The 13,136-nt window shown below is 57.2% G+C and carries 13 protein-coding genes and 1 tRNA gene; 9 read left to right on the forward strand and 5 right to left on the reverse strand.

Going from position 1 to position 13,136, the window contains the following annotated elements; all coding sequences use genetic code 11:
* Positions 1-239: 239 nt before the first annotated feature.
* Positions 240-863, reverse strand: a complete 624-nt coding sequence (msrQ, locus tag AC2FGE_RS15245; RefSeq protein ID WP_496820083.1) for a protein-methionine-sulfoxide reductase heme-binding subunit MsrQ — start codon at positions 861-863, stop codon at positions 240-242.
* 56 nt (positions 864-919) lie between these two features.
* Between msrQ and AC2FGE_RS15250 the strand changes: the two genes are divergently transcribed.
* Complete coding sequence (locus AC2FGE_RS15250; RefSeq protein ID WP_496820084.1) at positions 920-1,318, forward strand: DUF2306 domain-containing protein; 399 nt, start codon at positions 920-922, stop codon at positions 1,316-1,318.
* Here AC2FGE_RS15250 and msrP read toward each other — a convergent pair.
* The gene (gene msrP, locus AC2FGE_RS15255; protein WP_496820086.1) at positions 1,312-2,214 is read right to left on the reverse strand and encodes a protein-methionine-sulfoxide reductase catalytic subunit MsrP; all 903 of its coding nucleotides are present in this window, start codon (positions 2,212-2,214) and stop codon (positions 1,312-1,314) included. The two genes, AC2FGE_RS15250 and msrP, sit on opposite strands and share 7 nt — an antisense overlap.
* Positions 2,215-2,435: 221 nt before the next feature.
* On the opposite strand from msrP, the gene AC2FGE_RS15260 reads away from it, so the two are divergent.
* Positions 2,436-3,251 carry a cyclase family protein gene (locus AC2FGE_RS15260; RefSeq protein WP_496820087.1) on the forward strand — a complete coding sequence of 272 codons (816 nt, stop codon included), beginning with the start codon at positions 2,436-2,438 and terminating at the stop codon, positions 3,249-3,251.
* 597 nt (positions 3,252-3,848) lie between these two features.
* On the opposite strand, the gene clpB is transcribed toward AC2FGE_RS15260, so the two are convergent.
* Positions 3,849-6,467, reverse strand: a complete 2,619-nt coding sequence (clpB, locus tag AC2FGE_RS15265; protein ID WP_496820088.1) for an ATP-dependent chaperone ClpB — start codon at positions 6,465-6,467, stop codon at positions 3,849-3,851.
* A gap of 123 nt (positions 6,468-6,590) precedes the next feature.
* Positions 6,591-6,908 (reverse strand): hypothetical protein, encoded by a 318-nt coding sequence (locus AC2FGE_RS15270; RefSeq protein ID WP_496820090.1) that lies wholly within the window; start codon positions 6,906-6,908, stop codon positions 6,591-6,593.
* A gap of 143 nt (positions 6,909-7,051) precedes the next feature.
* Between AC2FGE_RS15270 and pyrF the strand changes: the two genes are divergently transcribed.
* Both pyrF and AC2FGE_RS15280 read left to right on the forward strand, forming a co-directional pair.
* Positions 7,052-7,756, forward strand: coding sequence for an orotidine-5'-phosphate decarboxylase (pyrF, locus tag AC2FGE_RS15275; protein ID WP_496820092.1), 705 nt, complete (start codon positions 7,052-7,054; stop codon positions 7,754-7,756).
* Between the two features lie 351 nt (positions 7,757-8,107).
* Entirely contained in the window at positions 8,108-9,361 is a 1,254-nt protein-coding gene (locus AC2FGE_RS15280) for a DNA polymerase IV (protein WP_496820093.1), read from the forward strand.
* Between the two features lie 3 nt (positions 9,362-9,364).
* Here AC2FGE_RS15280 and AC2FGE_RS15285 read toward each other — a convergent pair whose 3' ends face one another.
* A complete protein-coding gene (locus AC2FGE_RS15285; RefSeq protein WP_496820095.1) occupies positions 9,365-10,219 on the reverse strand; it encodes an N-formylglutamate amidohydrolase in 855 nt (284 codons plus the stop codon).
* A gap of 149 nt (positions 10,220-10,368) precedes the next feature.
* Here AC2FGE_RS15285 and AC2FGE_RS15290 point away from each other — a divergent pair.
* The 5 genes from AC2FGE_RS15290 to AC2FGE_RS15310 all read left to right on the forward strand — a co-directional run bounded on the left by AC2FGE_RS15290 (position 10,369) and on the right by AC2FGE_RS15310 (position 13,119).
* Positions 10,369-10,443: transfer RNA gene (locus AC2FGE_RS15290), tRNA-Val, on the forward strand.
* Between the two features lie 88 nt (positions 10,444-10,531).
* Positions 10,532-10,657, forward strand: coding sequence for a type B 50S ribosomal protein L36 (ykgO, locus tag AC2FGE_RS15295; RefSeq protein ID WP_008755722.1), 126 nt, complete (start codon positions 10,532-10,534; stop codon positions 10,655-10,657).
* 261 nt (positions 10,658-10,918) lie between these two features.
* A complete protein-coding gene (locus AC2FGE_RS15300; RefSeq protein ID WP_496820235.1) occupies positions 10,919-11,935 on the forward strand; it encodes a Fe(3+) ABC transporter substrate-binding protein in 1,017 nt (338 codons plus the stop codon).
* 120 nt (positions 11,936-12,055) lie between these two features.
* Entirely contained in the window at positions 12,056-12,610 is a 555-nt protein-coding gene (locus AC2FGE_RS15305; RefSeq protein ID WP_496820096.1) for a helix-turn-helix domain-containing protein, read from the forward strand.
* Positions 12,607-13,119 carry a GNAT family N-acetyltransferase gene (locus AC2FGE_RS15310; RefSeq protein WP_496820097.1) on the forward strand — a complete coding sequence of 171 codons (513 nt, stop codon included), beginning with the start codon at positions 12,607-12,609 and terminating at the stop codon, positions 13,117-13,119. The genes AC2FGE_RS15305 and AC2FGE_RS15310 overlap by 4 nt, the downstream gene beginning before the upstream one ends.
* The last annotated feature ends 17 nt before the right edge of the window (positions 13,120-13,136 follow it).

The raw sequence follows: 13,136 nt of genomic DNA on the forward strand, positions 1-13,136 counted from the left end.
GCGTCCCAACAACAACCTCAGCGCCGCCGGTGAAGGGGGTTCTAAGCATAACAAACATAAGCCGCAAGCAGAAAATTCGGAAATCTGTCAAAAAACTGAAACTTTCCATTTTAAACAATATATACAATGACTTGCTTTAAACTCGGCCCCGGGGAAAAGCACGATACCCTCTGTTTTCCAATCGAGACAGACGTCAAGCATGCGCTATGCACTGGGTTACCCACAGACTCAGGTCAAACTCAGGCGGAATCGGCTTGCCGTGTACGAGACAGCAGCCCCGACATTGGCAACCGAAGAACCAAAAGGCCGACAATCGCCAGAAGATAGAGAAGCGGCTCAAGCTGAAAGCCCTTGGCAAGCATGACATAATGCACCCCACCCAGCAGGACCGCCGGGTAGACCAGTTTGTGCAGCCTGCGCCAGCGCGGGCCTAAACGGCGCACCGACCAGTTGTTTGACGTCATGGCCAGAGGCAGCAGAAGAATAAACCCGGCCATCCCGACCGTAATATAGGGGCGCTTTACAATGTCGGCCCAAATCTGACTGGGCAGCTGAACGTCCAACACCAGCCAGACCAGCAAATGAAGCGTGACATAAGCAAAGGCCAAAACCCCGATCGCCCGGCGGAACTTGATCAGGTTCAGGCCGAGATGGCGACGCAGCGGAGTGATGGCCAGACCAAGGATCAACAGCTGCAGAGCCAGTTCGCCAAACTCATGTTCCAGCGCCTCGATCGGCTCAACCCCCAGACCGCCAGTCAGGGCGAGATAAAATAACCAAACAGCCCAGGCAGCGCCGATAGCGTAGACAAGCCAGGATGGGATACGACGCAAAAATGCGTTGAGAGACTCTTTCACCGTCATACTCATTGTCCTACGGTCGCGGCACTTGAACATCGCTGCGCTATGACGGAGAAACCATGTCCCTTGAACCGCTCTTTGCTGCAGGACCAATCGTTACACTCCACGCCGTGTTTGCAATTGCGGCGCTGATATTGGGGATTGTCCAGCTGGCGCTTCCAAAAGGCCGTGCACATCACCGAATTCTGGGGCGGATATGGGTCGCGCTGATGGCCGTCGTTGCACTTAGCAGTTTCTGGATACATGACATTCGCACCATAGGTCCCTTCAGTCTTATCCATATAGTGTCGATAGCGACATTGTACTGGCTGGTCATGGGCGTCCGGGAAGCAAGGCACGGCCAAATCAAGGCGCATAAAACAGGCATGACGCTGCTGTTTTTCGGAGCGTTGATCGGTGCCGGCGCTTTTACATTTCTGCCCGGACGGGTCATGCATTCTGTTTTCTTCGGTCAATAGAACTCCTTGAGATCCATACCTTCATACAGGCTGGCCACCTCATCCTCATATCCATTGAACATGAGTGTCGGTACGCGCTTGGAAAATAGTCCGCCACCAATCTGACGTTCCGAACCCTGCGACCAGCGCGGGTGATCCACATTCGGGTTCACATTGCTGTAGAACCCATATTCACGTGGCGCGGACATGTTCCAGCTGGTGGGCGGCTCATCTTCGGTGAGGGTGATTTTCACAATCGACTTGATCGATTTGAACCCGTATTTCCACGGCACGACCAGTCGCAAAGGCGCGCCGTTCTGATTTGGAATCGGGCGGTCATAAATGCCAGTCGCCATGATTGTCAGCGGATGCATCGCCTCGTCCAGACGCAGACCTTCGCGGTAGGGCCAGTCCAGGATCGGGAATTGAGTGCCCGGCATTTCTTCCGGGCGATAGGCGGTTTCGAACGCCACGTATTTCGCGCCCTCCTGCACACCTGCCATGTTCAAAAGGTCCGCCAATTCGAACCCATTCCAGGGGATGACCATCGACCAGGCCTCGACACAACGGAAGCGGTAGATGCGTTCCTCGATCGTCATCTCGGACAGAATGTCCTTAAACCCGTATTCACCAGGACGCTCCACCAGACCGTCGATCTGAATGCTCCACGGCTCGGTCACCAGCATATGCGCGTATTTTGCGGGGTCGTCCTTGCGGGTGCCGAATTCGTAGAAATTGTTGTAGCTGGTGATCTCTTCCCAAGTGTTCGGCTCAAGAGCGTCCTGCGCCGCTGCGGACCGTGTCATCGCAGTCAGCCCGACACCTGCCAACCCGGCCATCAGCTGCCGCCGGTTCAGAAACGCCGCCCGAGGCGTAACGTCAGCCTGTGTCAAAGTGTTGGTCCAGCGATGCGCCATTTGGGTCTCCGTCCTGTTTCAGCGTCATGTTTGACGTAGTGCCCTGATAGCACAGCGCCAAGGAAACAGGCGTCACGATTGAGCGAAGTCGCTGTAACGTTCGCCCCTACCCGGCCCTCCATTACATAAGATTCAGGTCAGTTGGTCACATTTGGGTATAGTGAACGAGTCGCAGTTCGATCTGCGGCGAATGACTGAGAATGCTGACAGGGAGACTTCATATGTGTGACATCTGCGTAATGAACGCCGTCAAAGACAAAATGCTGTCACGGCGAAACTTCTTCAAAGCCGCGGCAGCCACAGGCGTGGCCGCAGCTGCAACCGGAGCAAGCACGCCGGCAGCTTTGGCCGCAGGTCATGGCGGGGTTGAGGATATGACCCATACGCTTAGCCCCGATTTCCCAACATGGGGCGGCGCGCCCGGCATCTCGGCTGAGCAGGCGTTTAACTTCGCCGACCATGGGTTCAACCTGTTCAACCTGTCGATCAACGAGCACACCGGGACACATATAGATGCGCCGCTGCATTTCTCGGCGGACGGCACATCGGTCGACGAAATTCCGGTTAGTGATCTGGTTGCGCCTTTGTGCGTGGTGGATATCGCCGCACGCGCTGCCGAGGATGCCGACACCCGCGTCACTCCGGATGACCTAAAAGCCTGGATCGCCGCGAACGGAGACATTCCGGATGGTGCCTGCGTCGCCATGCATTCTGGCTGGGCCAGCAAAACCGCAACGGATGAGTTTCGTAACTTCGATGGCGAGGCGCAGCACTATCCCGGCTTCCATGTCGAGGCTGCGCAGATGTTGATGGAAGACACCGGCGCACGGTCAATCGCGGTGGATACATTGTCGCTGGACCATGGCATGTCCGCCGATTTCGCCACTCACTATGCATGGCTTCCGTCGGGCCGTTTCGGGATCGAATGCTTGGCCAATCTCGACCGCGTCCCCGCTGCAGGGGCCACGCTTGTTATCGGCGCGCCGAAACACAAAGGCGGCACCGGAGGGCCCGCGCGGATATTTGCTTTGGTGTGAAAACACTTTCCAACAAACAAGACCCGCAACTTTGCGGGTCTTTAAACAAAAGCGCGAAGTCCACATCTTTATAATTCGCGCAGAAAAAGGCCATTCGACTTTGAGCATCTATTTCAGGATCGCCTGTTTGGCCCTCACCATTGTGCTCTCGCTTTATGTGATTCTCCTGTTTGGAGGGCTTGGGGCCTGCCAAATGCTAGATTGCATGGGTTCGGGGAACGGAAGCAGATATCATGTCACTTTAGGCGCGGTGGCAGTTCTAATCAGCACCACTCCTTTCCTCGCAGGGCTAATTCTACTTTTCTACCTATTACGCAAACGACGCGTCGGTCGTCTGACTGCGGTCTTTGTTTGGGGACTGGTTGCCGCGATCGGCACTTTGGGCATCTACAGTATAATCATTGACCCCGGCGACATGTATTGGGCAGGGCTGCCGTTGACTGGATTGGCGATATGTCTGGGTGTTTCACTTCTGTATTCCTCACCCGCAACAAAAGACGATAGCTCGAATTCGTCAGCCACTGGAGTATAGGCGTCATAACACAACCAAAAAGGCCCGCCGATTTGGCGGGCCTTTGTACTTTCCGTGATACCAACTCAATGCACGACGGCATCATCCGGTCTGGGCCGTTCGGATGTGCCCAGCCGATCACCAATGATCAAACCATCGGTTCCGGCTGAGACCGGGACGGTTTCACCATCCTTGATCTCGCCAGCCAGCAAGGCCTCGGCCAGCGGGTTCTGCAGGGCACGTTGAATCACACGCTTCAAGGGACGCGCGCCAAAGACCGGGTCATAGCCTTCGTCGGCCAGCCATTCTTTTGCGCCATCATCCAATGCCAGCTCGATCTTGCGGGCGGCCAGACGTTTCTGCAGGCGTGCCATCTGGATATCGACGATACCGTCCATATCGGCCCGCTTGAGGCGGTCAAAGATGATAGTCTCGTCCAGACGGTTCAGGAACTCGGGCCGGAAATGCGCCCGAACCGCATCCATCACGTCTCGCTTCGCTTGCGCACTGTCCGCGCCTTCGGGCAGTTGGCTGAGCGCCTGAGACCCAAGGTTCGACGTCAGGATGATCAGCGTCTGCTTAAAGTCCACGGTGCGGCCCTGACCGTCGGTCAGTACGCCGTCGTCGAGAACCTGCAACAGCACGTTGAACACATCCGGGTGCGCCTTTTCAACCTCGTCAAACAGCACAACCTGATACGGCCGGCGCCGTACGGCTTCGGTCAGCACACCGCCTTCGTCATAGCCGACATAGCCCGGAGGGGCACCGATCAGACGGGCAACCGCGTGTTTCTCCATGAACTCGGACATATCGATGCGCACCATCGCGTTGTCGTCGTCGAACAGAAAGTTCGCTACGGCCTTGGTCAGTTCGGTTTTACCTACGCCGGTCGGCCCGAGGAACAGGAACGAGCCCAGCGGGCGGCCTTCGTCATTCAGGCCCGCACGCGCGCGGCGCACGGCATTTGCCACAGCTGTAACCGCCGCATCCTGACCGATCACGCGGGAATGCAGATCGTCTTCCATCCGCAGCAGTTTCTCACGCTCACCTTCCAGCATTTTCGAGGTCGGGATACCCGTCCAGCGCTCGACCACCGAGGCGATCTGTTCAGGACGCACTGTTTCCTCGGCCATCATGGCGTTGCTTTCGGCGTTCTCAGCCTCAGTCAATTTTTTCTCAAGCTCAGGGATAACCCCATAAGACAGCTCACCAGCCTTGGCGAGGTTGCCTTCACGCTTGGCGATCTCCAGATCAGCCCGCGCTTTGTCGAGCTGTTCCTTCAGATCGCGCGCACCCGCCAGCTTGTCGCGTTCGGCCTGCCACTGGGCGGTCATCTCGGCGGACTGCTCCTGCAGATCGGCCAGATCCTTTTGCAAGGTGTCCAGACGGTCCTTGGAGGCCGCGTCATCTTCCAGCTTCAACGCTTCTTCCTCGATCTGCATCTGCAGAATCTGACGATCCAGTTGGTCGAGTTCCTCGGGCTTGGAATCCACCTCCATCCGCAACCGCGACGCCGCCTCATCGACAAGGTCGATGGCTTTGTCGGGCAGGAAGCGGTCCGTGATATAGCGATGCGACAGCGTCGCCGCCGAGACCAGCGCCGAGTCGGAAATCCGCACGCCGTGGTGCAGTTCGTACTTTTCCTTGATGCCGCGCAGGATGCTGATCGTGTCCTCGACGGTCGGTTCGGCCACAACAACGGGCTGGAACCGGCGCGCAAGGGCCGCGTCTTTTTCAACGTATTTGCGGTACTCATCCAGCGTGGTCGCGCCAATACAGTGCAACTCACCCCGAGCCAAAGCAGGCTTGATCAGGTTGGCGGCATCCATAGCACCATCGGATTTCCCGGCCCCGACCAGCGTGTGCATCTCGTCGATGAACAGGATGATCTCACCGGCGGCTTCGGTCACCTCGGTCAGAACGGCCTTGAGCCGTTCTTCGAACTCACCGCGGTACTTCGCGCCGGCTATCAGCGCGCCCATATCGAGCGCCAGCAGCTTTTTGTCCTTGAGTGATTCCGGCACGTCACCGTTGATGATGCGCAGGGCCATACCCTCGGCAATCGCGGTTTTACCCACGCCGGGCTCCCCGATCAGAACGGGGTTGTTCTTGGTCCGACGCGACAGAACCTGCATCGAGCGGCGGATTTCTTCATCCCGCCCAATAATAGGGTCGATCTTGCCTTCAGCCGCTGCCTCGGTCAGGTCGCGCGCATATTTTTTGAGCGCGTCATAACCCTCTTCCGCCGACGCGGTGTCAGCGGTGCGACCCTTGCGGATATCATTGATCGCCTCGTTCAGTTTCTGCGCCGATACGGCACCGGCCTCCAAAGCATCCTTGGCTTTGGATTTCACCATGCACAGCGCCATCAGCACCCGTTCGACCGGCACAAAACTGTCACCAGCCTTGGTGGCGATCTTGGTGGCCTCGTCCAGAACCTTGGCGGTCTGGCCGTCCATGTAGATCTGGCTGGCATCACCGCTGATCTTGGGGATTTTCCCCATCGCGGCATCCAGCGCCTCGACCACACGGTTCGGTGCGCCGCCCGCGCGTGTGATCAGGTTGCTGGCCAGCCCCTGATCGTCATCCATCAATGCTTTGAGTACATGTGTGGGCTCCAACCGCTGGTGCCCTTCGCGCAGCGCAATGGTTTGCGCCGCTTGCACGAATCCCCGTGCCCGCTCGGTGAACTTGTTCAAGTCCATAGCATTCTCCTTTTAAAAGCGCCCCGGTATGATACGCCCGCTTGGCGGCACGCATCGGTCTGGGCCTCACATTCAATCTGGGAGATATCTTTGCAGGTTCAAGAGGCTGAGTCGCAGAAATCGCTACTCTCGCTGGATCGTATAAACGGTATACCCGCCGGTTTCGGCCACCTGAACGGCCCCGGTTTCATCTACCAGCGACTGCGACGCTGCGCTGCCGGTTGGGCAGGACACAAGATCCGCGGTGTGATCAAGAAAATCGATGGTAAACGCGGTCTCTCCGGTCAGTTGGCACCAGTCATCCTCTGACCGATATCCGCCCACCAGGCGCAGGTCGTCATTCGTGGGTGCGGGGGCCGCGCCGACCTCCGGCGCGTCGGGTGGGGTTTCATCACATCCCGTCAGCGCAACAAGCACACTCAGCAAAACCAGTTTATTCATATTCTGTCCCTTACATTGAATTCACATGCTCTATGCCAGACAGGTTAGCACAGAATGAAACCTGGCGCGCCCGGCATCGCAGATGGACAGGCGCGTCCGAAACCGTTAGGACGCAGACGTTTGCCATAAAGGAGCGTCCCACCATGTCCGATGACCGTCTGATCGTAGCCCTTGATGTACCGAACGCCCTGCAGGGGCTGGCCATGGCCGAACGGCTAGGCGACAGCGTGTCTTTTTACAAGATCGGGCTGGGTATGCTGACCGGAGGCGGGCTGGCTTTGGCCAATGAGCTGAAACAGGATCACGGCAAGCGCATCTTTCTGGACATGAAGCTGTTCGATATCGGCAACACCGTCGAAAACGCGGTGCGAGGACTGGCGCAGTTTGATCTGGACTTCCTGACCGTGCATGGCGACCCGCATGTGGTGCGTGCGGCGAAAGAAGGGGCCTCGGGCAAGGACCTGAAGATTTTGGCGGTAACTATCCTTACTTCGCTGAACCGCGATGATCTGGATGCTAGTCTGCTGAAAGAGGGCAACGTGCAGGACCTGGTCGTCGAACGTGCGGCCAAGGCATTAGAGGCCGGGGCGGACGGTGTTATCGCCAGCCCGCAAGAGGCCGCCCTGATCCGCGCCTTGCCGCAGGCCGAAGGCCGCCTGATCGTCACCCCCGGCGTGCGACCTGCAGGGTCTGCCTTGGGTGATCAAAAACGGGTTGCCACACCCGCCAGCGCGATCGGGGATGGGGCCGATCATATCGTCGTCGGGCGCCCGATCTATCAGGCAGACGACCCAAAAGCTGCGGCTGAGGCCGTACTTAACGAATTAAATTCTTTGACACGGCAATAAGCGCATCAGGGAATCAAATCCGATTTTGTCCGACAATTCCGTTCATTAACTTGACCTTACGTCAGTTTTGCGACTGTCGGGCCAAGCCCTCGCTGTTGTCCAAAATACACACAGCCTACGGCAAGTTTTGGGTCTGGCTGTTTGAAACTATCTAAATATAGCGATTTCGGTGAGTCTTTGGGGTGTAATACTCCCCAACGAACCGGTTCTTCCTGAGGTTCGTTACCTCCCCCCGCTTACGTGCGGGGGTCTTCTTTTCAAAATCACCAGACAAGATGTCAGCCCTTTGATCGCCCTTAATCGGTGATATAAAGAACACCTGATCCATTCGCGGAACGCCCGAGGACGTGTATGTCCGGTCTTTGCCGAGATTGCCTAACTACAGTAAAAAATGAAACGCGCTGCCCGTCCTGCGGCAGCCCGCGTATCACGTCGCATCCGGAGTTATTTGATCTGTCTATCGCGCATATGGATTGCGACGCTTTCTATGCCTCGGTCGAAAAGCGCGACAATCCGGAACTGGCGGATAAACCCGTCATAATAGGCGGCGGCAAGCGGGGCGTGGTATCAACGGCATGTTACGTGGCGCGTATTAGGGGTGTGCGCTCGGCAATGCCCATGTTCAAGGCCCTGCAACTCTGCCCTGACGCGGTGGTGATCCGCCCGCGTATGTCGGTTTACGTCGAAGTATCGCGAGAAATTCGCAAGATGATGGACGAATTGACGCCAGTTGTTGAACCTTTGTCTTTGGACGAAGCATTCATGGACCTGTCCGGCACAGAGCGCCTGCATGGTGCGCCACCCGCGGTCATGCTGGCGCGATTGGTCAAACGCATGAAGGATGACCTGGGCCTGACAGGTTCCATCGGGCTGAGCCACAACAAGTTTCTGGCCAAGGTCGCCTCGGACCTGGACAAGCCGCGCGGGTTTTCGGTGATCGGAAAAGCCGAGACCGCCGAGTTTCTGCACGACAAACCTGTGCGTCTGATCTGGGGCATCGGGCCAGCGGCGCAGGAATCGCTGGAACGCGCCGGAATTCGCAGCTTCTCTGATCTGCTACGCTGGGATCAGGAGGCGTTGACAGCCCGGTTTGGTTCGATGGGATATCGCCTGTGGTATCTGGCACGGGGTCAGGACAAGCGGCGCGTATCGGCCAATGAACCCATGAAATCGATCAGCAACGAAACCACGTTTTTTGAAGATACAGCCAGCATCGATATTCTGGACGGGCATATCTGGCGCATGGCGCTGAAAGTGTCTGACCGGGCCAAGGCGAAAGATCTGGCCGGTCGGGTCGTGACACTGAAACTCAAGAAAGCTAACCATAAGATCATCACCCGTCGGGTGTCGCTGCGCGATCCAACCCAGATCGCGGACCGGATTTACCGCACCGCGCGCTCTCTGTTTGATCAGGTTGGGGATAAGGGGCCCTATCGGCTGCTGGGTTGTGGGCTTTCAGATCTGTACCCAGCAGATCAGGCTGACATTTCAGGTGATTTGCTGGACCCCGATGCCACACGCCGGTCGCAGGCCGAGCGCGCAACGGACAAAATCCGTCAACGCTTTGGCACCGACGCCATCGTCAAGGGCCGCGCCCTGCGCTGAGGTCTATTCGGCCGCCAGCCGCTGAGGCCGCGCACCGATACTGGCAATCTCGGCGATGACCTGACGCAGTAGTTTGCCGAAAGCCATAAAGTTTGCGTTGGGGGCGATCTTTTCTTCGTCCATGTACAGCGCGCGATCAATCTCGATCTGGATGGCATGCTGCTGGCGACCAGGTCGACCATAGGTCTGGGTAACATAAGCCCCGGCAAACGGCGCATTGCGCGCCACGTTCAAACCGGCTGCGGCAAAGGCGGCTTCGATCCGGTCGACGATCTGGCCGGAAGCAGACGCGCCAAATCGATCGCCCAGAACAATCTCGGGGCGGTTCTCATGCGCTGCCCCCGCGATGGCCTCATGCGGCATGGAATGGCAATCGACCAGAATGGCCTGCCCGAACATTTCATGCGACTCGGCCAGCAGCGATTTCAACCGCGCATGGTAAGGACGCCAATAGTTATCTATGCGCAATCGCGCCTCATCCATGGTCAGCTTGCCGCGATAAATGGCCCGACCATTGGCCACGACACGGGGAATCACTCCCAGCCCGGACGCGACACGTGGATTGTGCCCCTGACGGCGCGCGCCGCTGATCAAGGCGGGATCAAGCTCTTCTGCGCTGCGATTCAAATCCAGATAGGCACGTGGCATGGCGGCCCGGATCAACGGCGCACCAAATTCCGAGGCCGGTGTAAACAATTGATCTACAAAAGCATCCTCAGAAGATCGAATCGCTTTTGGGCTTAGAACCGAACGGTCCAGCAACGCCTGCGGATAGCTCCGCCCGCTATGAGGCGACGAAAACACCACACTCGAACTGCGGTTCTCCGGCATATCCAGTATAAAGGCTGCGTTCGCCATAGCCCCTCCATTGCTGTTGCTCAACATAGACCGGAAATTTGTTCTTCCAAACCCCTTGAACCCCTGAACGACTCCTTTTATAGACCCCGCTACCGGCGCGGTGATCCGCGCCCCATTTCGTTATGGGGCAGGGTCCGTGACGGGAACGTGGGCGGTTAGCTCAGCGGTAGAGCACTTCGTTGACATCGAAGGGGTCACAAGTTCGATCCTTGTACCGCCCACCATCGTTTCACTGTCCCGGTTTCCGGGACCCCGATTAACCCAGGCGCTGGCCACGTCTTTGATGAAGGCGCCGCAGATTGGAGACAGACCATGAAGGTCAAGAACTCGCTCCGCTCGCTCAAGAACCGGCATCGCGATTGCCGGATTGTGCGTCGCAAAGGCCGCGTCTACGTGATCAACAAGACGCAGCGCAAGTTCAAAGCACGTCAGGGCTAAGAACTGCACTTATAGATTTCGAAGAAACCGCGCCCTAAAGCGCGGTTTTTTTGTTCCAGCATCATCTGCTGGATGCACCACCCATCGGCGCGCGCGCCGGATCATCACCACGCAAATCGACAAGCGCTTGTTCGGGATCTCTGCCCGTGACCATGTGCCCAACAATTTTAGTCGGATTTTCTTGCATCTTACCCAGAATCGTTTAATTGACAATTTCAGTCGGATAATGATCCGCCGCGTCATTCAATGCTGGGAGACACTATGCTGAAATCCTCGACCTGTATCGCCACCGCCCTGACGGCCCTGATTGCGACATCCGCAATCGCCCAGGGAGAGCTGAACCTATACTCCTCACGTCACTACGATACTGATGAACGCCTCTACTCCGACTTCGAAGAGTCGACCGGCATCAAAATCAACCGCATCGAAGGCAAGGCCGACGAACTGATCGCGCGTATGGAAGCCGAAGGTGCAAACTCGCCTGCCGACATCCTGCTGACCGTTGACACATCGCGCCTGGAGCGCGCCAAGAACGCGGGCGTTTTGCAGTCGATCAACAGCGCGGTTCTGGAAGAGCGTATTCCATCAAACCTGCAAGACAGCGACAACCAGTGGTTTGGCTTCTCGCAGCGTGCACGCATCCTGTTCTACGACAAAAACGACGTCATCGAACCGCCGCAAACCTACGCCGATCTGGCCGACCCAAAATACAAGGGTCAGGTCTGCATCCGTTCCGGCACCAACGTGTACAGCCAGACCATTCTGGCCGCGATCATCGAACACGCCGGTGCTGATGCCGCAAAAGACTGGGCCGAAGGCGTTGTCGCAAACTTCGCACGCGATCCTCAGGGCGGCGACACCGACCAGCTTCGCGGCATCGTTTCGGGCGAGTGCGACATCGCGATGTCCAACACTTACTACTTCGCACGCGCAATCCGAAGAAACGTAGATGGGGTATCGGCCGAGCGTGACATGATCGGCTGGGTCTTCCCGGACCAGGACGGCAATGGCGCGCATATGAACCTGTCAGGTGGCGGTGTCGCAGCAAACGCTCCGAACAAAGAGAACGCCATCAAGTTCCTTGAGTACCTGTCAAGCGATCAGGCGCAGCAGTATTTCTCGGCCGGGAACGACGAATACCCGGCGGTTGAAGGCGTTGCCATTTCGGCGTCGGTTTCGGAACTGGGTGACTTCAAAGGGGACAGCGTAGACCTGTCTGCCGTTGCCAAAAACGTGCCCGAAGCACAGAAGATCTTTAACGAGGTTGGTTGGAAATAAGCCAACTGATCTTTGGTAGATTGCGAAGGGTGCAGATTTTTCTGCGCCCTTTTTTTGTTGCTATATATATAAATGCCTGCAATACTTTCCATAATTGAGAATATTTCTACTATATGGACAATGCTGGATTCCCTCTCAACCCGCCTGGCAAACCGACTAAGTGAGTTACGTAAAGGCCGTGGCTGGTCACTGGATCAACTGGCCGGACACAGCGGCATCAGCCGGGCGACCCTGTCACGTATGGAAAAGGGCGAGGTCAGCCCAACCGCAGAAAACCTTGGTCGTTTGTGCAACGCCTATGGCTTGCCCATGTCGCGCCTGCTGATGATGGTCGAGGACAGTTTCGACGCCAGGGTGCCTTATGAGCGGCAAACGGAATGGAGCGATCCGGAAACCGGCTTCACCCGTCGATCCATTTCGCCTCCCTCCCGTGGGTTAAACGGCGAGGTGTTGGAATGTCACCTGCCACGCGGCACCGTAATCCGCTATGATACGCCACCAAAACCGGGGCAGGAACATCATTTGATCGTGCTGGACGGAGTGATGACACTCACGGTGGATGGCATCGCGCACGAGCTTAGCGGTGGAGATTGCCTGCGCTACCATTTGTCTGGCCCGACACGGTTTGAAACAACGGCGGCGCGTGGCGCACGCTATATTTTGGTGCTGATATGATCACGCGGCTTTCGGACGACTATTTCGATGACGCAGTTGATGACCTGTCCGATATTCTGCATGCCTGTGTCCATACCGGAGCGAGTATCGGATTCGTTCTGCCCTTCTCGATGGAAGACGCTCGCAGCTATTGGCACGATCATGTGCGACCGAACCTGAACGCGCTGGACCTGTTTGTTGCGTACGATGCGGGCCGTGTTTTGGGTACGGCGCAACTGATCCCAGCCAACATGCCCAATCAGCCGCATCGTGCCGATGTCGCCAAGCTGCTGGTTCATCCGAACGCCAGGCGGCGCGGGTTGGCCCGCGCATTAATGGACGCGCTCATGGATCGATCCCGCGACCTTGGCCACACCCTTTTGGTTCTGGACACGCGCAGCACCGACCCATCGAAACTGCTGTACCAAAGCATAGGTTTTCAGATCGCCGGAGAAATCCCAAACTATTGCCGCAACCCGTTTGAACCCACGCTAGAGCCCACCACCTATATGTACAAAGACCTGACGTAGCGCACCGCGTCAGGTTC

Source organism: Ruegeria sp. YTSA075, from assembly GCF_059610245.1.